The following is a 22,275-nucleotide window of genomic DNA, read 5'->3' on the forward strand; positions in this document are numbered from 1 at the left end:
GCTCCGCTACACTTGGCGGTAAATACCCGTGGTCAGACTTTCACTGACTAGATTAGTGCCATGCTTGGCACACTCAAAAAAGGCACATTTTCATAATTGAAAACATGCCTTATCTGTCCTTGATTTATACCAAGTGTCCCGTCCCTATGTTGTTACTCAGGTAGGAACAGCTACTGCATTGGTACTGGAAAAGACTTAAATACGAGGGACTTTGACACTGCAGCTATCGTTTCCGGGGAAATAGCTGTATGGGAATTAAAAAGTGTTCCATCCAAATCACTGAAAAGTGCTATCTTATGATAATCCATGGCCCTCTCCGATCACTTAAAATAGGCATCTCTGAATTTGCAAAGCTGCAGGGGCCAGTCTGTCTGCAGGATATCAATTCCCTTTCTCAAAACCTCTCCCCATGATCGGTCCCGGCTTTCAAGCAGTGCCATATCATCATCAAGGTCCCCGAATAGCCTGAGACGGCCATGGCCAGCCAGGGTAATTACATTTGCCCATACATACAAATCGTGACTCCTGATATAGTCCAGATTTTCCTGCATAAACAGCTCACTGTCATTGGTTTTTGCAATAACTTCCATTCCAACCGTATTAATATTGGAATAAGAAAGTACTTTATTTACCTCTTCCATGTTGTATACAATCGGCATATACATATACTTTTCCGGGCAGCTGCTGAAAAATTCCAGATACTCCTCTGTGACCGGAGTCTTAATAATCACCTGCCGGAGCGTATGAGGATATTTTCTCAAGACTTTGACCATCTGAGGCAGGCAGTCCCATGCCCGGTCTATGTTATATAGCACATCACCAGTAAAATGAGCTGCAACGTTTTCATAACGCTCTACTTTAACTCCGCTGGGCTCTCCAAGGCTGTTTTTGTACTCCATCTGCTCAATCTTCTGACTGGACATGGTTTTTATATTGTCAGGACAGCCTAAAAGCAAGGGTTCTCCTCCATCATGAAACACATAGAGAATTCCATCCGTAGAACTGGATAGATCACATTCAAAGATATCTCCTCCCATCTCCAGAGATAGGTGAAAGGATGGAATCGTATTCTCCACAATATTTCCACCCCAGGCGCCTCGATGTACGGCTACCAACGCCTTCTTCTCTTCCAAACGCCGATTTAAAACCTCATTCACGTCTGAAAATTTTTTCTGACCAAACATATTGTTTCCTCTTTTCTATTAGTATGAATTATCTAATTTCTTATTGCTTCCACGTCCGTAAACAAGGGTAAGGACTACTGCGGAAATAATCATCATGAGCACTGCGTATACAAAGGTCAAAGCTGAATTATCCGCATTTGCCTGGGAATCGGTCAGCGTTTTGATATAGACACCAAGAGGCTGATTAACCGGGTGATACAAAAAGACCGATACATCATAATCCCCCAGAAGACTGTTGAAATTCAATGCAAAGATCCCCAGTACCGTGGGCAGCAAAATCGGCAGCATGACCCGAAAAAAGATATAAACTGTTTTTGCCCCAAGATTTCTGGCAGCCTCCTCCAAAGAATCATCCAGCGCAAAGAATGCAGCCTTTGTCATCCTTTGGGTAAAAGGAATCTTGATAATAAAGTATCCCAGCAGCAGAATAAACGGCGTACCGGTGAGAACCCGGTTAAACATGAAGATCCGGGGAGTATTATAGGTCGTAATAAGACCAATGGCAATAAGGGTGGTTGGCAAAAGCCAGGGAATCATCAAGCTGTATTCCAGTACCTGAGCCCATAGCTTTTTCCCATGTTTCTGAAGGATCCGACAGGTAAACAGTATCACGACCGCAGCCAGTAAAGAAGCAATTGCAGAATATACAATGCTTACCAAAAACGGCTTATAAGAAGCCTGTCTGAAAAAAACGTTCAGATAATTATCTATGGTGAAACTGGAAAAACTGAGTTTCCGCTTGGCAATGGTGGACGCATTCGTAAAGGAAAACAATACAATAAATACCACCGGAACCGTATATATAAGGAATAGTGCATACGCATAAACATGTGCCAGAACATTTAAAAATGGATTTCTGATTTTCTGTTTCATCACACTGGTCTTAACCTTTGAAACAGACATATAGTGCCCCCGCCGTTCAATTCCCATCATCACCATAAGAAGCAAAATGGTGGATAGACCTAAAAAAAGTGCAAGCAAAGACGCTAGATCATAGGTTTCAATACTTTTGGAAAAGGATAAAATCATCGGGGTAATGGTCTGGAACTGGGTCCCTCCCACCAGTAAAGGGGCAGATGTGGCGCTAAGCCCTGTTATAAAAGTTAAAATTGTCACCGCAATCAAAGAAGGCGTCAGTACCGGAAGTACTACCTTCCACAGGATTTTCATTGGCGATGCCCCCAGATTCTGTGCAGCTTCCACAGTCTGGAAATCCACAGAACTCATGGCATTTCGCAGAAATATCATATGGTTGGAAGTGCAGGCAAACGTCATAACGAACAGCACTGCCCAGTAACCGGAAAACCAATCCGTAGGAAACTCCGGAAATATCTGAGCAAGAATATTGGTAAGGTAACCATTTTGTCCATAAATAAATTTATATCCTGACACAAGAATAATTCCACCGTAAACCAATGTAGTCATATATCCCAGCCGCAGGATTTTAGCGCCCTTTATATCGAAATATTCGGTGATGAGTACAAGACTGATTCCAATAAATCCTACGGTAAAAGACAGCGTGGGCGCCAGAATAAAGCTGTTACGCAAACTACGCATGGCCCGTTGGGACTCCAGAAGTTTATGAAAAGGTTCCAGTGTAATATGCCCCTGCTGCACAAAAACCGAATATATAGTATTCAAGTTTGGAATCACAAGACATGCGAATACCAGCCAGGCCAAAAACAAAAAAGTAAGTGTAGCTCCCAGTTTATTTTTTATCATGAAAATCACCTCAATACTGCATTATATTTGACGGTTGAAAGCTGAGTGTCACAGTACTGCCTTTTTCATACAGCGAATTGCCGCTGTTTTTTTCGACCACCTTAAATGTATGCCCCCCAAGTTCCAGCTTATATTTAATATAAAGTCCATAGTAGTCATAACCCTTTACCACGGCCTGCACCGACAGGTCATGATCTGCTGTTTTTTCATTGACATGCATATGTTCCAGACGTATGTAGCAGTGCTTTTCAATATCCACCCCACCACATCTGTCCGCTCCCGCCAGCACAAGAATCTCTTTTGGAAGACGGTTTATATCCCCAATGAAATTACAAACAAATTCCGTTGCAGAATGGTTATAAATCTCTGGAGGTTCTCCGATTTGTTCGATCACGCCTTTGTTAAAGACTGCAATACGGTCTGACAGCGTCAGCGCCTCTTCCTGATCGTGTGTAACATAAATTGTGGTGATGCCAAACCGCTGTTGAAGATCCTTAAGTTCGTTGCGCAGCTGTATGCGCAGCCTGGCATCTAAATTGGACAGCGGTTCATCAAGGCAGATAATATCCGGTGAGGTAACCAGAGCGCGGGCAATTGCCACACGCTGCTGCTGTCCTCCCGAAAGTTCTGAGACCTTTTTGGAAAGCTGATCATCCGTCAAGTCCACTTTAGCTGCCATTGCCAGTACTCTGCTTTTGATTTCTTCTTTTGTAAGTTTTTTAACCTTAAGACCAAATGCTATGTTATCATAAACACTCATCGTTGGAAACAGGGCATAGCTTTGAAACACCATGCCAATATTACGTTTTTCCACCGGTTGATTTGTGATGTCTGTTCCTCGTACACTGACGCTTCCTTTTGCAGGATTAAGAAAACCGGTAATAGTTCGCAATGTGGTGGTTTTTCCACAGCCGGACGGTCCCAGGAAAGTAAAGAACTCCCCTTCCTTTATGTCAATATTAATATCGTGCAGTGCTGTGAAGCTGCCAAATTTGACTTCTATACCTTTTAATTTAATCATTGCATTATCTCCCGCTAAACGATTTCATTTTGTTTCGTATCTTCTTAATCTTATGGCAAATATTGAAGTTCAATTTTTTCACACCATGCGTCAATATTTTTAGCAGCCAGAGACCAGTCAATATTCTGAGCCGGCAATGAAGAAATCATTTTGTTGAAATCATTCAAACCAGATAGTGCATCATTATTCGCAGGCAGGGTAGAAAACTGTTGTGCCCATTCTCCCTGTATTTGAGCACTGCCAAACCAGTCAACAAAACGCTGTGATTCCTCTAAATTCTTAGTTCCATTGATAATACCAATGCTTTCAACTACAAACGGGACACCTGCCTCCGGAACAACGATACCGGTATCTGTACCATACTGCTTATCACGGGCCGCAATGCCGCTGGACCAGATCTGTCCATAAAGAATCGGGTCGGACGGATTGCTGATATGTGCATATAAATCCACGCCCTCCTGAGAAGGTACACCATTCTTATAGTAAAGAGCAATCTGCTCCCAGCCTTCATCAGAGATTCCCAAGTCCCCGGCAGGATCTGCATATCTTGTAAGAATGCCTGCTATGACGTGTCTGACGGTTGCACCGCCAAGAGATGATGAAAACTCGTATGTACCGGAATACTGCTCTTTCGTCCATAGATCCGGCCAATCCTTAGGAGCATCTGCTTCAGAAATCTGTTTCTTGTCATAAGCCATTAAAATTGCCTGCTTTACAATAGCATGATAATAATCGTTCGGATCATTTAAACCCGCACTGATTTTATCCGCCCAGGTCGGTTTATAGGAAACCAAAAGATTTTGTTCCTTCAGCGATTCCCAAAGCATGGAATAGAGTCCGAAGCTCACATCCGCGACTGGTGCATTTTTCTCAGCCACAAGACGGCTGTATACATCTGCACCGCCGGCATCTACATACTGAATGGAAAAACCGTCCTTAGAGGCACGTTCTACAAGCCAGTCGCCACGTCCGTCAGAAACAGAATTTGAATAAATGGTTAAGTTGACTCCAGTTCCTTTTACAAGATCATTGCCTCCGGTTTTATCAGTTTCAGAAGTACTTGGCGCATCCGTACCAGCAGCGCCAGCTGCGGTTGTTTCCGTGGTTTTTCCATCTCCGGTTGCTGTTTTGCCATTACCTGCCGGGCTGCTGCAGGCTGTAAGGCCAGATGCCAGAACCAGGGTCAGCAACAGTGCAAGGGTCTTTTTCATGAGTAATTCCTCCTTATATTTGATGTTTATGTTTCTCTTACATTTTGAATATACCTGTATAATTGGTACGTGTCAATATAATCCATTTCATTTTACAAACATTTATCTGTATATTTACATTCACACGATTATAATGCCTATAAATGCCATTTAACAACTTATAATCCACGCCAATTCGCACTTTACTCCTTGCAAACCATTAGAATAAACATTAAAACAGCAAAAATATTATATAAATTGGTTGCTTTCATCATCAAATTTTGATATTGTAATATTAATAAATTTGAAGCTTCCAATTCAGGAGATGAAAATATGCCTACGATAAAAGACATCGCCCGCGCTGCAGGTGTATCCCATGGAACGGTTTCCAACGTCCTTAATAAAACCGGAAAAGTCAGTATTGAAAAAATCCTCCTCGTAGAAGAGGCGGCCAAAAAATTAGGGTATGTTCCAAATTCCCAGGCTCAGCTTTTACGCCAGGGAGTTCCAGATCTGGTTGCAATTGTACTGCCAAATTTGAGGGACTCAGTTTATCTGGATCTTTATACCGCTTTGCAGCACTCGTTCCAATCCTACGGTTATGAAACGGCTCTTTATATTACCGGTGATATCGCCGGTACCGAAGAAAAGCTTATAAAAGGACTCCCTCTGTCTCGGATCGCCGCCCTGGTTGCGGTTTCCTGCCTCAGAAACGAGTCCGCCCTGATTTATAACGAATTCTCATTTCCCATTGTCTTCATAGATCGTGAATTGGGAATAAAGCGGGATAATATATCGTTCTTTACATTTGACTTACAAGCCGCCGGATATTCTCTGGGAAAATATGTCCTGGATCGTGAATGGAAATCCGTCGCTTTCTTCTCAGCTCCCAGCTATTTTGAAAATATCAACAGAATATTTGAAGGATTCAGCGATGCACTCAGCAACACTTCAGTTTATGTACAAAAGTTTACATCCGATACCAATCTTATCTTAAATATGGCATTTGACATTATTCACGAGAACCAAAATCTAGAAGCGGTTATAACAACCTCTTCAGAGCGGGCAAACATGTTATCCACTGCCCTGCAGTTTTCTGATGATAAGCAAAAACCTGAGATCATTACCATTGATTCCTTCCGTCCATTTTCAAATCCCCACTACAAGACCTTTGAGTTGGACTACAGCCAAATGGGCGCACGCATCGCAGACACCGTAAGCACTCATTTAAATAAAAACGCTGGAATACCTGAACGAAGCACATTACCCTGCAAAGGCTTTTCATTCAGTTTTCCTTTTATCAGCAAAAGCAAGCCACAACCCCTGACCATGCTTACACTGGGTTCACCTGCTGTCAGTGCACTTGAAAAACTGGTTCATCAATTTGAACAGCTTACAGACATATCACTAAAAATAACCAGTATGACTTACGACGACTTATATGAACACATTCAGCTGCTTAACAATGATTTTTATTATGATTTAATTCGAATTGACCTTGCATGGCTTGACAGCATGGGGCCTTTGATCTATAAGCCGATAAAGGATCTTGGGTTGGATACAGACAGTTTTCCAAAGGTACTGTTTTCAGTCATGGGAAATGGCCAGCCTGCTTTACCAGACAATGTTTATAGCTTTCCATTTGATCCCAGTGTCCAATTATTTCTGTACCGGACCGACTTGTTCTCCGATGCAACCATATGCCGGGCCTATTACGAACGGTACCGGGAATCACTGACCATCCCAAAAAACACAGAGCAATATCTCCGTGTAGCAGAATTTTTTACAAGAAAATACAATCCGGATTCTCCAACTATTTACGGAGCCACTTCAACCTGCGGCATGGCAATTACTGCCTCCTGTGATTTTATGCCTTTTTATCTTGCAGAACTTGGGAATCATCAGGAAAAAGCAGTTTTTGATACAGCAAAACTGGAAGACGCCCTAAAAAAATATGCAGAACTCTTTCAATACTCCAACAAACAGCAGTCCCTTTGGTGGCAAGACTCCATTCGAGGCTTCGCAGACGGTGATACCGCCACTGCCACTACTTTTTCAAACCACGCTGCCTATCTAATTAACAGCAAACGCTCCAATGTTGTAGGAAAGACCGGTGCTGCAATCATCCCCGGCGGACATCCCCTTTTAGGTGGAGGAGTTATCGGCGCCAGCCGATACACCAGGCAAGAGGAAGCTTGCCGCCAATTTTTCCAGTGGTATTATACAAATGACATCGCTTCTGCCGTAGTTCGCCTGGGGGGTACTTCCTCCCTAACAAACGTTTACAATGATTTTGAGAACCATGTGCTCTTCCCATGGCTTTCCGCTTCTCGTGAAAGTTTAAAAATTGGTATCAGAGGTGATAAGGAACTGCCAGTTGGAAATCTGTCGATACGGCAGTATGAAAATATAATAGGTGTCGCTGTGAGAAATGTGATTAACAAAAAAATGACACCGAAAGAAGCTGCTAAAAACGCCCAGAAAATCTACTGCAGCCAAATTGAATAAGGCAAAATTCAGTTTGGAGATTTTATTTTATGGCGAAATGGAGGGGCACTGGATTACTCGATGTACGACTTCCTGGATAATAAAACAGATAATAGCAGAAATGGCTATAACTCAAAAACATAATCGTAGAATAAAGTAAAGAATTATCCTTATATCAATTTTAGAATTTAATTCATACAATAAAGTACAACTTTTTATTTTACTATGCGAGGTTATGATATGAGTGATAATAAAAATCGGGAAGAAAAATCTTGGGGAGGGCTCACCGATGTTCCCGGAATTCTGGTGGGGAACGCCGAAGATAAAAGCGGCCGTACCGGATGTACGGTGATTCTATGCCCAAAGGGGGCCGTTCCCGGTATTGTTGTAAGCGGAGGCAGCCCCGGTACTCAGAATACGGATATCATTCGTCCAGGTACTTCAGAGTATCCCGTGTACGGAGTCCTTCTTACAGGCGGCAGTTTCTTCGGACTTCCGGCGTCCGGCGGAGTGATGCAATGGCTCGTTGATCACAAAATTGATGATGTGCCACTTGTACCTGCTGCAGTGATATTTGACCTTCTCTACGCCAAGGGCTCCCCTCCGCCTGATGCCGCCATGGCTTATGACGCCTGTCAATCCGCAACCCCAGGTCCCATACCAGAAGGAAATGTAGGGGCTGGAGCAGGCGCTACAATTGGAAAAATATATGGTATTCCAATGAAGGGAGGACTTGGTACTGCTTCCATACAAATTCCAGGTGGTCCCATAGTTGCAGCTCTTGCAATAGTCAATGCCTTGGGAGATATATGGAACCAGGGACATATAATTGCGGGAGCCTTGAATTGTAACGGCACATTTGTTAATCAAACCCAGTTGATGATGGAGGGAGTGCCATCACCACTTTATTATAACAGCACCACAATTGCAGTAGTGGCTACAACAGAACGACTATCAAAAGCAGAAGCCAATCGAGTGGCTCAACTCGCCGATGATGGTATGGCCAGGGCCATATCTCCTAATCATACGCAATGGGACGGAGATACGATTTACTGCCTGTCCCTGGGATCTCATACCAGCAACATGTCTAGAGATGCAGTTGTTACACAGGTAGGTACAGCTGCAGCATTGGTACTGGAAAAGGCTATAATACGAGGGGCACTGGCAGCACAATAAAGGCTGCCTTTCCCTTTTGCAGCGTACGCCCGGTGAGACGGTTAGTCTGTCTTGGTTTTCACTTATATAAGCTAATAAGATCCTTCACAAATATTTCTTCATTTGTAAATTGAATTTTATTATTGCTTAAAAATCCATCCATTGATTGGATTGTTTTATCGATAATAGAAATTTTCCATTTTTTGCTTAAATCTTTTTTAAAACTAATATATATTTCATTTTTTAGTGGTTCATATACTATTGAACACAGAGTATTATCCTGACTGGTTTTACTTAAAACTTCAAAGGCTTCATTTATTCCAAAGCTATGAATATTATTATGAATATATTCATGAGCACAAATATATCTATCAGCACCTATACCATATACTTTATCATAATTTGATTCCTTAAAATCCCCATTTGGGAAATTAGTCATAATAATAAAATCATTAAGAATAGGACTAACTATATTTATACCATTTCCTTCTTCCAGAATAAATGCATCACCAGTTTTATCAGCGATAATAGTATGCAGCCCTAAATCTGGGTATAATGGATTTCTAGGATACGAGATCACTCTTTTATTAAGAATTTCAAAAAATTCAGATGTTTTTCTTGTTTTCTTTAGCGCCTCATCAAAAATATCAAAAGCAAACCAATCATTTTCGTCACAACTTGCTTTAAAGCCTGGACTATATTTTACTGCTTGAGTACAGATAAAAAGACCCTCACTATTAAAACCAGCGATATCCCTGTATTTGTTATCTGCTAAGGCTGTAAAGTAAAATAAGTTCATATCATTATAACTATTGACTTTTAGTTTTAAATCAATATCATCAGTATCGAAATTCATACCATAAACAGCTTTTTTTTGACTGTATACTGCAAAACTTGTACACATTTTGGAACCTCCTTTTTATATATAATTTTGTCATATCATATGCTTAGAGTATTTAGAGAATTATTTAACTATTTTACCATTGGATTCACCACTTTCTTAAAATTCTATCCATATGATATCACCAGGTATCTCAATGGTTCAACCTACAACATTTTTCAGAATCAAAAATGTGAAATTTAAGCTTATGCTTTATTTTATTATTCGTTGCCTTTTCATTCTTTCCTACATGGACGTGGCGAAGTCCGCAGTTCTCATGGAAGGGCGGGGTTTCTCCCCTTTTATAAATAAGGAGTCAGAGTAGGTAGTGCAAATTCACGGCATACGAATCTGAACTGTGCTTTTTACAAACAGACTAAAGGCACGGAAACTCCCGTGCCTTTTATAACTCTATGTTATAAATTAAAAATATGTGTGTCAGTTAATATTCCAGCATAAAAATAAACTTATTTTATCGCAACAATTAAGTATCGATGTATAGTTCCCTCAATTTTACCAGTTTCATCAATCATCCTTTGCATTTCTAATAACTGTAAGAAACACTTTTCCACTGAAAAATTCGGAAACTCCCATTCTATAATGTGTGCAAACCATACAAATGCACCAACATCATAAAACTGGATAGGTCTATATGCTTCTTCAGCACGAATGATTTGAAATTTTGCATTATCGAATACTTTGCTTTGTTCTTTAAGATTCAGATGTGGAAATGGTTTCTTAATTCCCGGCAAAACCATTTCTATTAATTCTCTCTCATTTTCACCACCGACTTGCTCTGTTATAAATACGCCATGTTTTTTTAGAAGTCTATATAATTCTATAGCGTCGAAATCGCCATGGCGATTTATAATCACATCAAAGGTTTCATCGCCATAAGGTATTTCAGATGGTTTATTACACTCCTTAAAGTTTATTCCAAGAGGGAGTAATTTTTCTCTGCACAAGTCTACATTTGGTTTATAACCTTCCGTTGCTGATGTTTTACTATATGGATGATTTAATGAAAGTAAAAACTCACCGCCCCCAGTATCATAATCTAAGATATCTGCATTACTATTTAGATACTGTCTAACTATTTTTTCGTAATCCCATGGTAAGTTGTTTTCTTCCTCATATCTACCATAAATATGTGAGAAGTCCCAGCCATGTATCTGTGCTATGTCCTCTTCTTTTTTCCAAATTACTTTTAATTCTTCAACATTCATCTTTTCTGCTTCCTTTCAAAATTAAATATGTTTTGATTGGTGCAGTTTCTGACAACATAAGTCAAACTTCAGCATTTAACCTCGATACAATCTGCTGTCAGTTTTAAAACTGCACCGAGTCGTTAATTCGTTTCATCATCGTAAACCTCCTCGTTTACATACTATTCAAAATTCTTATTCGCTCGTATATCAAACAATCCCAATCAGTTCTTCTTCCAATGCGTCCATACAATCCCGTCAGAGTAACCAATTTTCTTATAAAATTTGTTCCCTCCGCCAGTCATATGAGTTGCACCAAGCTTCTTCATTCGTTCGTAATGTTTCGATAATGCAGCCGCTGCCAATCCTCTGTTTCTATATTCTGGTATTGTGCATAAGGGCTCCATATAAGCTAAATTGTTTTCCTTAACCCACCACATTCCGGAGTAACAAACATACTCTTCTTCATCGTTTGCAATGACTATATCAAGTTGGGGAGTTGCATGAGGAGCCGGACACATCAAACCTTTCCTCACACCGTTATATCCCTTTTGTGGATTCCAGCTCATTCCGCAATCTGCCTCATCCCATTTTTCAAATGAACCTTTATCCTGCTCATGATCGAATCCCTTCCAGCAGCACCTGGCCAGTTTTATGGGATCAACCTCACTCTCCTTTACGAAGTGAAAACCTTCCGGCAATTTATAGGTAAGTTCATTTTGAAAATCGAAAATGAAGTCGTGTTCTTCATACACCTTACTATATCCTCTCTTTGCCACTGCATCAATCAGAAAATCCTGCCCTTTAAATAAAATGAATTGTCTCTGCTTATCAAAATTCGGCATATATTCTTCAGCGTAATCTAATAATTCCTCCACTAATTCTTCATATCCCGGACGAAGATTAAAAAATATATTAGTAACAGGTGATTCTGTGAAAACAAATGCTACAACTTTGTCTCCATCAAACCAAATTCGATTCAAGTATTGATACGAAATGTCCATCCATGTTGATGTGATGGCATATTCATAAAAAGGAGCCGCCACACCATTGCTGAAATTGCGCCCATAGATTTCCACCATGAAATCCCATATTAAATTAATGTCTGTTAATATCTGAAATTGCTTTGTATTAATATTTCTACTGCTTTCTTCCATTCCTATATTGCAATCTGCTTTCCTCAGGTCCATTTTTTCTTTCATTTCTACTTTCTCCTACACGATATTATGCTTTTACGATTCACTCCTCATATCATTGCTCACTACAATTTTAAAATAATCTATGAGCACCTTGTCATTTACAATTAGGGCAAAAAAGGCACATTCTCAAAATGAGGTACCCCTTAAGACTTCGTACGACCTTTCTTCTTAGGTCTCAAAGCATCAGATCCAGCGATTCTAAAATTATTTACCCATTTGACTATCTTAATTCCTGATACGAAACCCCATTTGTTAAATATAACTCTACCACATGAAGTTTGTATTCGAAAGAATATTTTATTTGTTTTCTAGAACGCATTAATCCTTCATCACCAAAAGCTTGATAATTATTAATCCATTTTTGAACATTGCTTAGCGCAGGGACATTATATTTATACGCCAGATATCTAGTTCCTCCTTTGCCAGCCAGGTAAACTTCAACTATTTTTTTCTTGAATTCAAAGCTATATTTTGCCATGAAAAAACCGTAAGTGCTTCAAAAGATGGCGTCCTTCCTGCGGTCTAATTGAGGAAATTGACAGAAGTGGTAATATATGATATTGTATATTTACTTACTAGTAGGTAAGCTGTATAGAAAGGAGTGTGAATTAGTTATGGCTGGTAAAAAAGATGATATTGTATCTTTGGCCATGCGGCTCATTAAAACAAAAGGATTTTTGTCTTTGAGCTATGATGATATTTCTAAGGACCTGGGCATCACAAAGGCTGCGGTGCATTATTACTTTGAGAAGAAAGAAGATCTGGGTATCGCGGTTTGTGAGAGAATACAAACTGGCTTATTGGAAAGCTATGAACATAGTTTAGAGCAGATGATCCATAATCAGGAGAAGCCCTGGTCGTTTATAAAAAATAGAATTGATAAGATTATGCCCAATGAAATATGCCCTATCTCAAGTTTGCAAAGCGACTATGAAGACTTACCAGAGAGTATGAAAACGATCTTGGAAAAAATCAGTAAAAATGAAATTGAGCTGTGGGCTGCTCTGGTAAGACAGTATAACCCAGACCTGGATAATGATGACATTGCAAGAACTATACTTTTGAGTGTTAAAGGCGCTCTTCAATACAGACGAGTTCTAAATGATAGTTCCTTCGAAAATATGATGTCATCAATTCAAGCTCAATTCAGCAAAGCGTTAAGTACGCAAGGAGGAAACTAACATGAGAAGAGTGGTTATTACAGGTTACGGTATTATTTCGTCATCTGGCAATACGGTAGATACGCTGTGGGATAATGTTGTTAATGGAAGGTCTGGAATAAAGAAAATAGAAGACCCTTCCTTTTCTAATATCTCCTCTCGCCTTGCCGGGTATATAGACAATTTCGTTCCTGAAAATTATTTGGAAAAAAAGGAAGCAAGGCAGTATGATTTGTATGCGCAATATGCATATGCCGCAGCAAAGCAAGCAATTGATATGGCACAGGTACACGATGAAAGTTTTGATAAGAACAGGGTTGGCGTTTATGTGGGCTCTGGCATTGGTGGAGTCGGCACTCTATTGCAGAATCACGAATCTTATTTAAGCAAAGGGACACGCCGGGTATCCCCTTTTATGATTCCGATGATGATAAGTAATATGGCATCTGGTTTTATTGCAATTAAAACCGGATTTAAGGGGCCGAGTTTTGCTCCTGTTTCAGCGTGTGCTACCGCCAATCAGGCGATTGGAGAAGCATTTTTAAGTATTCGATATGGTCACACAGATGCAATCATTGCAGGGGGAGCAGAAGCCCCCATCAACACACTCGCATTTTCAGGCTTTGCGAACATGAACGCAATGTCCACAAATAATGATCACCCCGCGGAAGCCAGTCGTCCCTTTGACAAATTAAGAGATGGTTTTGTCATGTCCGAGGGTTCGGCAATTTTATTTTTGGAAGAACTGGAACACGCCCAAAACCGTGGAGCAGACATATTAGGAGAAATCATTGGATATGGCTCAACCACCGATGCCTACCATATCACCACACCAGATTATCATGGTGCTGAACGGGCGATGGCACTGGCATTACAAATGGCAAATATTTTGCCCTCACAGGTGGATTATATCAACGCTCATGCCACAGGTACAAAAGAGGGGGATAAATCAGAAACAAAGGCAATTAAAGCTCTATTCAAGGAATATGCCCCAAAAATCAAGATTAGTGCAACAAAATCCATGACAGGTCATTTGTTTGGGGCCGCGGGTGGTATAGAAGCTATTATCACATTAAAGGCTCTTCGGCATGGTGTGATACCGCCAACAATCAATTTGACAAATGCAGATGACGAATGCGACCTCGACTATGTGCCCAATGTTGCTATCAGGCACACACTTAATTTTGCAATTTCAAACGGATTCGGCTTTGGTGGTCATAACGCTTCTCTCCTTTTTAAAAAGTGGGAGGCAGAAGACAAATAACAGCACATATTGAGGAAAAGTCCATGAATTAGGCTATGAAAATTGAGGATTGTTTTGTTCTATTGCAGGTACGGTATTCCTTCGGGCGGCGTGGTAAGCCGCTCCGCGAAAAAAGCCGGGCGTGTTGTGTTCACACTCCGGCTTTTTTTACAGGCATTTCGGTGGATTTGATTGAGCGAACCGTTATCGTGGAAATACTTTACAGCTTAACTCACCGGGAGCAAAACACTTATTACATGAAACGCATTTTGCTTTTTCCAAATTGCCCGACTGCCACCTGTTTACAAGGTCAGGCTCACAGATAAAGGGTCTGCATAAGCTAATCGCCTTAACGTTGCTTTGGTTGAGCTTTTCTTCAAGCAATTCGGGTGTTCGGTGGCCGCCAACGCTGATAATATCAACTTTGCTGTTTTCAGCAATTCGATTCGCTTCTTGATAAAAATGTCCTTCCTCCTGTCTGTTTCGTACTGGTTGTGCTGACGCGCTGCGTGGTGTAATGGATATGCCGCCGCTGACCTCAATCGCGTCAATTCCCATATCTGTCAACTGGTCACATACCCATTGACATTCTTCAAAAGTAAGGCCGCTTTCCTCCAAATCACTGGAATTGAGTTTGATCCAGATGGGATAGTCATTTCCAACTGCGGCGCGTATGGCATTATAAATATCAAACAGGATTTTCGCCCGTTTCTCAATGGCTCCGCCATATTCATCCGCTCGATGATTAAAAATGGGACTTAAAAACTGGCTTATCAAATACCCATGAGCAGCGTGGATCTGAACGCCATCCGCTCCGGCCTCTTTGCAGCGAATCGCCGCAGTCGTGAAGCTGCCTATGAGAGATTGAATATCTTCACTAGACATCTCCCGGTAATTCTTGTCCGCGAGTTTTGACGGAGCCATAGGCGGCAACCCCGTATCGGTCTTTGGTACTTTCGCGCCATTATGCGCGATTTGGACAACTATTTTACACCCATAATCGTGGACTATTTCAGTAAGTTTTTTTAAGCCATCTGAAAAGCTGTCATCGTAGGTCTTGACCATATATGGACTGACTCTGGAATTTTCATCAATACCGACCATTCCGGTAATAATCAGTCCAACTCCGCCCTTAGCCAGACCTTCATAAACATCATACATATTTTGGCGGTAGCGTCCGCTATCATCGCCTCCATATTCAAATGTGGCACTACGGACTAAACGATTTTTTACTTTAATTTTACCCAATGTAATTTCGTCAAACAGTGATTTCATGTGAAAGCCTCCTCGTTGTAATTATTATACTTACAGCAAGGAGTATAGCACATCTCTCTTGTAATTTCAATAGTTACATCGTATAATTTTTTCTCCAAATCACTAGAATTGATTTATCGGAAGCACGCTATCAGTTAGTCACAGAACTATTCATTCAGTTCTGCAAAATACAAACACGCCCCTCTTTTCGAGCAGGCATGGCATCTATAGTTGACATCGCATAACCAACAATTAATCCACAATATATTTGTTCATCTTCATGCATACCGAACCCAATCATTGCTTGGCGAATTGCTTCCTTATCAGTAACCCAATGGGGTTGGTTCATGTAACAGGAGCCCAGTCCCAAGGAATACGCGGCGTTTAACATGTTCTGTGTTGCGCACGCACAGTCGGCCATACTGTTGCCGTGGTCAATCGGCGCAACAACCAATATCAAAACCGGAGCGCCATAGCAGCAATCGTAAGATGGGTTTTGCTTGGCATTACGAATGTGATTTTTCTGGTATGGATACTCTGCTTCGTCAAGCTTGCCCATTTCCGAACACACCAGATGTGCAAACGTTTCCACCTGTTCCTGTCCTATCAAGGCAATAAAGCGTGGGACTTGATTATTACCGCCGTTTGCCGCGTAGAGCCCCGCCTGTAAAATTTGTTCCACTGTTTCCCGGTCGATCTCATCCTGCTTGTACTTTCGCACGCTCCTGCGGTGTAGTAACGTATACATGGTCTCGTTCATTTCCAAACCTCCAATAAATTTTAATAGAATTACAAATAATAAAGCTTAAATGTAAAATAAAACAACATATGGTTAAGCCAACTGCAAAGGTGTCATCGTAGGTCTTGACCATGTATGGACTGGCTCTGGAATTTTCATCAATGCCGACCATTCGGATAATAATCAGTCCGACCCCGCCCTTAGCCAGACCTTCATAAACATCATACATATTTTGGCGGCAGCGTCCGCTATCATCGCCTCCATAATCAAATGTGGCACTGCGGACTAAGCGGTTTTTTACCCTAATTTTACCCAATGTAATTCCGTCAAACAGTGATTTAATGGCAAAGCCTCCCGTTGTAATTATTACATTTACAACAGGAGTATAGCACATCCATCTTGTAATTTCAATAGTTACATTGTATAATTAGAAAAAAGAATTTGGAGGGATGAAAATGCGGATAAGTAATAAATGTTCTATGGCGCTTCACGTCCTTATTTTACTTGGAGTATTCGCTGACCAAAAACTAACGAGTGAACAAATAGCTAATAGCGTGGGGTGTAATCCAGTAATGATACGCAATCTGCTTGGCAAATTGAAAGAAGCCGGTTTGGTTGCGACGCAGCGCGGCAGCGGTGGATCAGTTTTAACAAAAGACCCGGCAGCTATTACAGTCTGGATGGTCTATCAAGCAGTCGATTCAAATTCATTTGACTATTTAATTGGCCTGCATCCAAGTCCTTCGCCTAAATGTACTGTGGGTAAAAACATCTATTCTCTGCTTGAAAAACCATATAACGAGATTAAAGATGCTATGCGTGAGACAATGAAAACTGTTACGCTGCAACAACTGCTTGAGGACTACAAGAATATGACTGTATCGTAATTCCTAAATGCCCCCAAATCAGTACCGCCGGTATAATGAAATGCACCCCAAACATTGGAAGAATGTGATATGTACCCCCTTTACTGGACACCAGTAAAGGGGGTACATATCAATAATGCTTGGAGGTGCATTTTTATGTCTGGTAAAAGAAAATTTTCAGACGAAGAACGAATCAAAGTTGTTCATATGATTACAGAACAGAATATGTCAAAGTTCGAGGTGGCTAGGCTTTATAATACGGATGTATCCGTAATTATATCTCAATATTCACTCTGTGAGTAAAAGGCTTCTATTTAAAAACCTTACACCCAAATCCACTTCCTAAATCATAACATTTATTACACGATATACATTTTGATTTTCTTCTGTTACCTGCTTCCCAAATACTTGGCAATTCAGGTTCGCAAATAAGAGGACGGCATAAGCTTATTGCTTCGATTTTCCCTTTATTTAACCATTCTTCGATCATATCTGGCGTGCGGTAACATCCGACACTTATTACGGATGCATTCACTTTCTCTGCTATCTGCAATGCATTTTGAGCAAACACACCTTCTTTGTCAGAACTCGACATTCTCCTTGAGTAACCAGGAATGTCTATACCACCGCCTAATTCAATTCCATTTATGCCTAACTTATCTAGCTCACAACATACCCATAAACATTCTTCAAGACTAAATCCTCCGTCTACATAATCCTCTCCATTAATTTTAATCCAGATAGGATAATCCTCTCCAACCTTTTCTCTAATGGCAGCATATACTTCAAATACGATTTTCGCACGATTAGAAATATCTCCTCCATATTCATCATTTCGTTTATTAAAAAACGGGCTAAGAAATTGGCTGAGCAATTTACCGTGTGAACCTTGTATCTGAACGCCGTCAGCACCTGCTTCTTTGCACCTCTCAGCAGCTAGAGCAAAACTATGAATAACACTTTGTATTTCTTCTTTAGTCATACTTTTGGCTGATTTACCTTCAGAATTCATAAAATCAGATGGAGCAAGCGGTTTATTTCCATTATCGGGATTTGCTTCTAACCCAAAATGTCCTATCTGTACAATAATTTTGCAATCCTGGGCATGAGCTTTATTAACTATCTTACTTAATCCGGGAACAAAATCATCATCGTACGCCTTTACAATATTGGGAAATAACCTTGAGTTTTCATCAACCCCAACCAATCCGGTAATTGCTGCGCCTACGCCTCCTGCCGCAAGCTTTTCGTAGATAGAAATTAACTTCTCGTTAATATGCCCATCTTGATCAGCAGCTCCCTCCACTGTTGCACTACGAATGATACGGTTTTTTAAGGTTATTGCTCCCACATTCGTTTTCTCAAAAATTGTTTTCATTATAAAATCCTCCTTATTATTTTGTAACTTTTTTAGTTACAACTATATTTAAAAAAAATTACAACCCAATATTCACTCTGTGAGCAAAAGACATCAGTCATAATTTATTTTATTATTATTTAAAAACCTTACACCCAAATCCACTTTTAAAATCATAACATTTATTACAAGATATACACTTTGATTTTCTTCTGTTGCCTGAGCCCCAAATATTTGGCAATTCAGGTTCACTAATAAGAGGACGGCATAAGCTATTCTCTGCAACCTGCATTGCATTTTGAGCAAACACACCTTCTTTTTCAGAACTTGACATTTGCTTAAACGAGTAAAGTGGTTTCCATGTTCCGGACACCCGGTTTCCGTTCATCCGGAACAGCGGTCCACCGCACAAGAATATTCAATTATAAAACCATTTGAATTATACTTTAAAACTTGAAGAATTCTTTTCTAAATCATTTGCCATATTAAGTAATTTGTTAGCTGTAATAGCTATTCCATTAGTTATAGCAGCTTGTTCTTCTGTTGATGCTGTAACTTCTACTGAAAGTGATGAGATTTTCTTTGAATTAGATGCTATACTCTCCACTGTAGATAAAATTTTATCTTTGCCTTTCATAGTTCTTTGAAGTACTTCATTAACTTCATTTATTTTTACTGGAATGCTATTCACTTTATTAATAACTTCCTTGAACACACTTACTGACTCTTCTATTTTTTCTTTACTTTTCTCTACTATATTAGTTACAAAATCAGTAGTTTCTGAAACATCCCTTGTTTCTTCCATAACCTTATTAACTAAACCTGTTATATTTTTAGCTGAGTTTAGAACTTCTTCCGCTAGTTTTTTTATTTCTTTAGCTACTGCTGAAAAACCTTTTCCTGATTCTCCAGCTCTTGCTGCTTCTATAGATGCATTTAATGCCAAAAGATTTGTTTGCTTAGCCACACTGTTTATAAAATCCACTATAGAATTGATTTGTGATATAGCTTCATCTAAATTTTCCACTTTATTTCTTACAATGTGAAATGATTTTTGCATATCTTCTATAGTACTTGATAAACTATTAATATTTTCTGCACCTTTAGTTGATTCCTCCTTTATTTCTTCTCCATTTTGAGCTAGTTTAATTAATTTACCGCTTACATTGTTTAAGTCTGATGAAAAATTTTCTAAAATTTCAAGTGCATCTGATAAAGCTTCAGTTTGCTTTATCCCCTTCTGTGATACGTGTGTAACAGCTGTTGCAATTTCTTTACTGGCTGATGCTACTTCTTCACCACCATTTGAAATGTCTTGTGATATATTATTTAAACTTAAAGAAATAGATTTAATTTTCTTTATAAGTTCTCTAATACTTTTTGTAGTTTCACTACTTGTATAAGCAAGCCTGCCAATTTCATCCTTCCCTTTAACTGTATATTCTGCAGTTAAATCTCCTTTACCTACTTCTCCCATAGTACGTTCTATGCTTTCTATTGGCTCAGCTATTCTTTTTCCTATTATTATTCCAGCAACAATAACCAGCATTAAAATAATAATACTAACAATAATAGCTTTTACTATACCACTTCTTATCGCATTCTCCATATTATTCACAGATATGCCTACTGAAACGGTCAACACTACCTTTTCTCCTTGTTTTATAGGTACTGTTACATTATATGCAGGAGTACCTTTCCACTCTGACATAAAGGCTTGAGTCTTTCCTTTCAAAACCTCATCTAATTCTTTTAACTCTATTTTTTGTCCAATGGAATCCTTTGAAGTCCCTGCTAAAAGCGTTCTATCAGGTGAAAGTACCCCTATATAAAATAAATTTCCATTTGAGTTATCATAAGTGTTATCAACTATAGATTGTATTTTACTCATATTATCAGTTCCTGCATTCTCTATGCTTATCTTTATAATATTTGCTATATTACCACCATCATATTTCATTTGATTTTGCAATCCTACTACCATTTGATAAGTTGAAAAAGTAGTACTAATTATTAAAACAATTGTAGCCATCACTACAAAATTAAAAATCAAGTTTTTTCTTATAGATTTGAACATAAAATTTATCCCCGTTTCTCCTTAGCTCAAGTTAGAAAATACCTTTAATTTATCTAGGATAGAAAACTCTTATAATGCTATCTAAATTCAATTATAGTTTGTAGTTCTTTTTCCTTTATTTGAACTTTATTGTAATTCTTCTTTCATATTACCTTTATTGTTCTTTCTTTTTATTTTCTTATTTTCGTATTATACCTCTATTTTATTTCGTACGTGAACGAAATAGCCCCAATCTATTATTCATAAACTAATCGTTTCATTTTATTTAAGAATACATCTCTTTTTCCCAACCATAAAGCACTTATTGCAACCTGCACATCTTGCTTTTTCCTGACCTTTTTTTAGTCTGGTAATCAAATCAGGTTCGCATATAAGTGGTCTGCTCATAGAGATCATATCGACACCAGCTTCCAACACTGCCTCCATATCCTCGAAATTTCGTATACCACCAACTACTATTACAGGGATGTCCGTATTCCCTTTGATATTCATTGCGCTTTCAACAAAATAATTGTGATCCGAGTATTTCATATGTATGATATTAGACCCGCTAAATTCAACAGCTTCGACACCCAATCTCTTAAACTCAGGCATCATTTTCTTCAAGTCACTCGTATATTGTTCATTTTCTTCAGCGGCATTTGAATTCACCTTGACAAAAACCGGATAATCAGCTCCACATTTGTTTTTGATCCCTTGGATTATCTTTTTGACAATTAAGAATCTGCCTTCATAGGTTTCACCAAATTTATCGGTTCTCTTGTTAAATGATGGTGTTAAAAACTCACATAGAAGGTAGTCGTGAGCACAATGAATTTCAACACCATCCATCCCTGATAATTTTGCACGATAAGCAGCATCTATGAAATCCTCAATCACAGACTCAATTTCATTCACACTCATCTCTCGAGCTTGTTTACCTTCCTCAAGTTCAATAACTGATGGTCCAACTTTATTATCATCCGGATAGGCTTTGGCGCCTGCATGATTGAGTTGTGCAATCACTTTAGTACCGTATGGTCGAACTCTTGAAATGATTTTACTTGCTCGTTCGATTTGATAATCTTCAGCAAGTTCATTAGAACCGGGTCTTACAATCCCTTTTTTGGATACAAAAATTTGTCCCGCGATGATTAGTCCAATATCATTACTCGCCAGTTCTTCAAACATATCCAGTTCTTCATCGCTAATCGTACCATCAAGGTTCCCTAAATGGCTATGTGTCGCTGATCTTACAATTCTGTTTTTAATCGTTAGATTTTTAAATTTTATTTCCTTAAATACTTTCATTTCTTCAAATGCTTTCATTTTTCTTCCTCCTTTTTTATGAATTATCAATTAGTTTGATTTTTTTACATCATAGCATCTTGTTAATCAATTAATAATCACCCTCAGCCTTTATTCATGCCAAACCAAGTACTGTATAGGTCAGCGTTAGATCATTTCTATGGGTAATAAAATAGTCTTTTCAAATATCCTTTACTACTTTTAAAGATTAATATCATCATCCGTTGTAACCATTATTGTTACATCTAA

General features: G+C 39.3%; 21 protein-coding genes. 6 read left to right on the forward strand and 15 right to left on the reverse strand.

The features are described 5' to 3' along the window. Positions 1-170: 170 nt before the first annotated feature. From V7D18_RS03255 to V7D18_RS03275, 5 genes are read right to left on the reverse strand one after another with little or no spacing between them, the layout of a single operon-like run. Positions 171-308, reverse strand: a complete 138-nt coding sequence (locus V7D18_RS03255) for an HAD hydrolase family protein (protein ID WP_426151396.1) — start codon at positions 306-308, stop codon at positions 171-173. 12 nt (positions 309-320) lie between these two features. After that, a complete protein-coding gene (locus V7D18_RS03260) occupies positions 321-1,184 on the reverse strand; it encodes a glycerophosphodiester phosphodiesterase family protein (RefSeq protein ID WP_426151398.1) in 864 nt (287 codons plus the stop codon). Positions 1,185-1,202: 18 nt separating this feature from the next. After that, positions 1,203-2,906, reverse strand: a complete 1,704-nt coding sequence (locus tag V7D18_RS03265; RefSeq protein ID WP_426151400.1) for an ABC transporter permease — start codon at positions 2,904-2,906, stop codon at positions 1,203-1,205. A gap of 10 nt (positions 2,907-2,916) precedes the next feature. Continuing rightward, on the reverse strand, positions 2,917-3,927 hold the full coding sequence (locus tag V7D18_RS03270; RefSeq protein ID WP_426151402.1) for an ABC transporter ATP-binding protein: 1,011 nt from the start codon (positions 3,925-3,927) through the stop codon (positions 2,917-2,919). 50 nt (positions 3,928-3,977) lie between these two features. Further along, entirely contained in the window at positions 3,978-5,138 is a 1,161-nt protein-coding gene (locus tag V7D18_RS03275) for an extracellular solute-binding protein (RefSeq protein WP_426151404.1), read from the reverse strand. Between the two features lie 312 nt (positions 5,139-5,450). Here V7D18_RS03275 and V7D18_RS03280 point away from each other — a divergent pair, with 312 nt between their 5' ends. Together V7D18_RS03280 and V7D18_RS03285 are read left to right on the forward strand one after the other, a co-directional pair. Beyond that, positions 5,451-7,625 (forward strand): extracellular solute-binding protein, encoded by a 2,175-nt coding sequence (locus V7D18_RS03280; protein WP_426151406.1) that lies wholly within the window; start codon positions 5,451-5,453, stop codon positions 7,623-7,625. 219 nt (positions 7,626-7,844) lie between these two features. Beyond that, positions 7,845-8,780, forward strand: a complete 936-nt coding sequence (locus V7D18_RS03285) for a P1 family peptidase (protein WP_426151408.1) — start codon at positions 7,845-7,847, stop codon at positions 8,778-8,780. 58 nt (positions 8,781-8,838) lie between these two features. On the opposite strand, the gene V7D18_RS03290 is transcribed toward V7D18_RS03285, so the two are convergent. The 4 genes from V7D18_RS03290 to V7D18_RS03305 form a co-directional block, all read right to left on the reverse strand. Next, positions 8,839-9,663 (reverse strand): choloylglycine hydrolase, encoded by an 825-nt coding sequence (locus tag V7D18_RS03290; protein WP_426151410.1) that lies wholly within the window; start codon positions 9,661-9,663, stop codon positions 8,839-8,841. Between the two features lie 443 nt (positions 9,664-10,106). Next, complete coding sequence (locus V7D18_RS03295; protein ID WP_426151412.1) at positions 10,107-10,865, reverse strand: class I SAM-dependent methyltransferase; 759 nt, start codon at positions 10,863-10,865, stop codon at positions 10,107-10,109. 203 nt (positions 10,866-11,068) lie between these two features. Further along, entirely contained in the window at positions 11,069-12,046 is a 978-nt protein-coding gene (locus V7D18_RS03300; protein WP_426151414.1) for a GNAT family N-acetyltransferase, read from the reverse strand. A gap of 217 nt (positions 12,047-12,263) precedes the next feature. Further along, positions 12,264-12,521, reverse strand: coding sequence for a hypothetical protein (locus tag V7D18_RS03305; protein ID WP_426151416.1), 258 nt, complete (start codon positions 12,519-12,521; stop codon positions 12,264-12,266). Between the two features lie 136 nt (positions 12,522-12,657). Here V7D18_RS03305 and V7D18_RS03310 point away from each other — a divergent pair, with 136 nt between their 5' ends. Together V7D18_RS03310 and fabF are read left to right on the forward strand one after the other, a co-directional pair. After that, positions 12,658-13,224, forward strand: a complete 567-nt coding sequence (locus V7D18_RS03310; protein ID WP_426151417.1) for a TetR/AcrR family transcriptional regulator — start codon at positions 12,658-12,660, stop codon at positions 13,222-13,224. Between the two features lies 1 nt (position 13,225). Next, positions 13,226-14,467, forward strand: a complete 1,242-nt coding sequence (fabF, locus tag V7D18_RS03315) for a beta-ketoacyl-ACP synthase II (protein WP_426151418.1) — start codon at positions 13,226-13,228, stop codon at positions 14,465-14,467. Between the two features lie 183 nt (positions 14,468-14,650). On the opposite strand, the gene V7D18_RS03320 is transcribed toward fabF, so the two are convergent. The 3 genes from V7D18_RS03320 to V7D18_RS03330 all read right to left on the reverse strand — a co-directional run bounded on the left by V7D18_RS03320 (position 14,651) and on the right by V7D18_RS03330 (position 16,755). Next, the gene (locus V7D18_RS03320) at positions 14,651-15,721 is read right to left on the reverse strand and encodes an NADH:flavin oxidoreductase (RefSeq protein ID WP_426151420.1); all 1,071 of its coding nucleotides are present in this window, start codon (positions 15,719-15,721) and stop codon (positions 14,651-14,653) included. 154 nt (positions 15,722-15,875) lie between these two features. Further along, positions 15,876-16,460, reverse strand: coding sequence for a nitroreductase family protein (locus V7D18_RS03325; protein WP_426151422.1), 585 nt, complete (start codon positions 16,458-16,460; stop codon positions 15,876-15,878). Beyond that, positions 16,399-16,755 (reverse strand): hypothetical protein, encoded by a 357-nt coding sequence (locus V7D18_RS03330; protein WP_426151423.1) that lies wholly within the window; start codon positions 16,753-16,755, stop codon positions 16,399-16,401. The genes V7D18_RS03325 and V7D18_RS03330 overlap by 62 nt, the downstream gene beginning before the upstream one ends. 139 nt (positions 16,756-16,894) lie before the next feature. Here V7D18_RS03330 and V7D18_RS03335 point away from each other — a divergent pair, with 139 nt between their 5' ends. Both V7D18_RS03335 and V7D18_RS03340 read left to right on the forward strand, forming a co-directional pair. After that, entirely contained in the window at positions 16,895-17,326 is a 432-nt protein-coding gene (locus V7D18_RS03335; protein WP_426151425.1) for an Rrf2 family transcriptional regulator, read from the forward strand. Between the two features lie 135 nt (positions 17,327-17,461). Further along, a complete protein-coding gene (locus V7D18_RS03340) occupies positions 17,462-17,608 on the forward strand; it encodes a hypothetical protein (RefSeq protein ID WP_426151427.1) in 147 nt (48 codons plus the stop codon). Positions 17,609-17,615: 7 nt separating this feature from the next. Here the strand turns inward: V7D18_RS03340 and V7D18_RS03345 are convergent, their stop codons facing one another. From V7D18_RS03345 to V7D18_RS03355, 3 genes are all read right to left on the reverse strand, one after another. Beyond that, positions 17,616-18,683, reverse strand: a complete 1,068-nt coding sequence (locus V7D18_RS03345; protein WP_426151429.1) for an NADH:flavin oxidoreductase — start codon at positions 18,681-18,683, stop codon at positions 17,616-17,618. A gap of 418 nt (positions 18,684-19,101) precedes the next feature. Beyond that, a complete protein-coding gene (locus V7D18_RS03350) occupies positions 19,102-20,739 on the reverse strand; it encodes a methyl-accepting chemotaxis protein (RefSeq protein WP_426151431.1) in 1,638 nt (545 codons plus the stop codon). Between the two features lie 261 nt (positions 20,740-21,000). Further along, positions 21,001-22,047: an NADH:flavin oxidoreductase gene (locus V7D18_RS03355; protein WP_426151433.1), complete on the reverse strand. Its 1,047-nt coding sequence runs from the start codon at positions 22,045-22,047 to the stop codon at positions 21,001-21,003. Positions 22,048-22,275 lie beyond the last annotated feature (228 nt).

This window comes from Lacrimispora sp. 38-1 (assembly GCF_049890855.1).
GTDB lineage: Bacteria > Bacillota > Clostridia > Lachnospirales > Lachnospiraceae > Lacrimispora.

Coding starts and splice junctions, on each gene's coding strand:
- fabF (WP_426151418.1), top strand. CDS start 13,226: ATGAGAAGAGTGGTTATTACAGGTTACGGTATTATTTCGTCATCTGGC.
- V7D18_RS03300 (WP_426151414.1), bottom strand. CDS start 12,046: ATGAAAGAAAAAATGGACCTGAGGAAAGCAGATTGCAATATAGGAATG.
- V7D18_RS03325 (WP_426151422.1), bottom strand. CDS start 16,460: ATGAACGAGACCATGTATACGTTACTACACCGCAGGAGCGTGCGAAAG.
- V7D18_RS03255 (WP_426151396.1), bottom strand. CDS start 308: ATGGATTATCATAAGATAGCACTTTTCAGTGATTTGGATGGAACACTT.
- V7D18_RS03260 (WP_426151398.1), bottom strand. CDS start 1,184: ATGTTTGGTCAGAAAAAATTTTCAGACGTGAATGAGGTTTTAAATCGG.
- V7D18_RS03340 (WP_426151427.1), top strand. CDS start 17,462: ATGTCTGGTAAAAGAAAATTTTCAGACGAAGAACGAATCAAAGTTGTT.
- V7D18_RS03275 (WP_426151404.1), bottom strand. CDS start 5,138: ATGAAAAAGACCCTTGCACTGTTGCTGACCCTGGTTCTGGCATCTGGC.
- V7D18_RS03310 (WP_426151417.1), top strand. CDS start 12,658: ATGGCTGGTAAAAAAGATGATATTGTATCTTTGGCCATGCGGCTCATT.
- V7D18_RS03345 (WP_426151429.1), bottom strand. CDS start 18,683: ATGAAAACAATTTTTGAGAAAACGAATGTGGGAGCAATAACCTTAAAA.
- V7D18_RS03265 (WP_426151400.1), bottom strand. CDS start 2,906: ATGATAAAAAATAAACTGGGAGCTACACTTACTTTTTTGTTTTTGGCC.
- V7D18_RS03270 (WP_426151402.1), bottom strand. CDS start 3,927: ATGATTAAATTAAAAGGTATAGAAGTCAAATTTGGCAGCTTCACAGCA.
- V7D18_RS03355 (WP_426151433.1), bottom strand. CDS start 22,047: ATGAAAGCATTTGAAGAAATGAAAGTATTTAAGGAAATAAAATTTAAA.
- V7D18_RS03285 (WP_426151408.1), top strand. CDS start 7,845: ATGAGTGATAATAAAAATCGGGAAGAAAAATCTTGGGGAGGGCTCACC.
- V7D18_RS03290 (WP_426151410.1), bottom strand. CDS start 9,663: ATGTGTACAAGTTTTGCAGTATACAGTCAAAAAAAAGCTGTTTATGGT.
- V7D18_RS03305 (WP_426151416.1), bottom strand. CDS start 12,521: ATGGCAAAATATAGCTTTGAATTCAAGAAAAAAATAGTTGAAGTTTAC.
- V7D18_RS03350 (WP_426151431.1), bottom strand. CDS start 20,739: ATGTTCAAATCTATAAGAAAAAACTTGATTTTTAATTTTGTAGTGATG.
- V7D18_RS03335 (WP_426151425.1), top strand. CDS start 16,895: ATGCGGATAAGTAATAAATGTTCTATGGCGCTTCACGTCCTTATTTTA.
- V7D18_RS03280 (WP_426151406.1), top strand. CDS start 5,451: ATGCCTACGATAAAAGACATCGCCCGCGCTGCAGGTGTATCCCATGGA.
- V7D18_RS03320 (WP_426151420.1), bottom strand. CDS start 15,721: ATGAAATCACTGTTTGACGAAATTACATTGGGTAAAATTAAAGTAAAA.
- V7D18_RS03295 (WP_426151412.1), bottom strand. CDS start 10,865: ATGAATGTTGAAGAATTAAAAGTAATTTGGAAAAAAGAAGAGGACATA.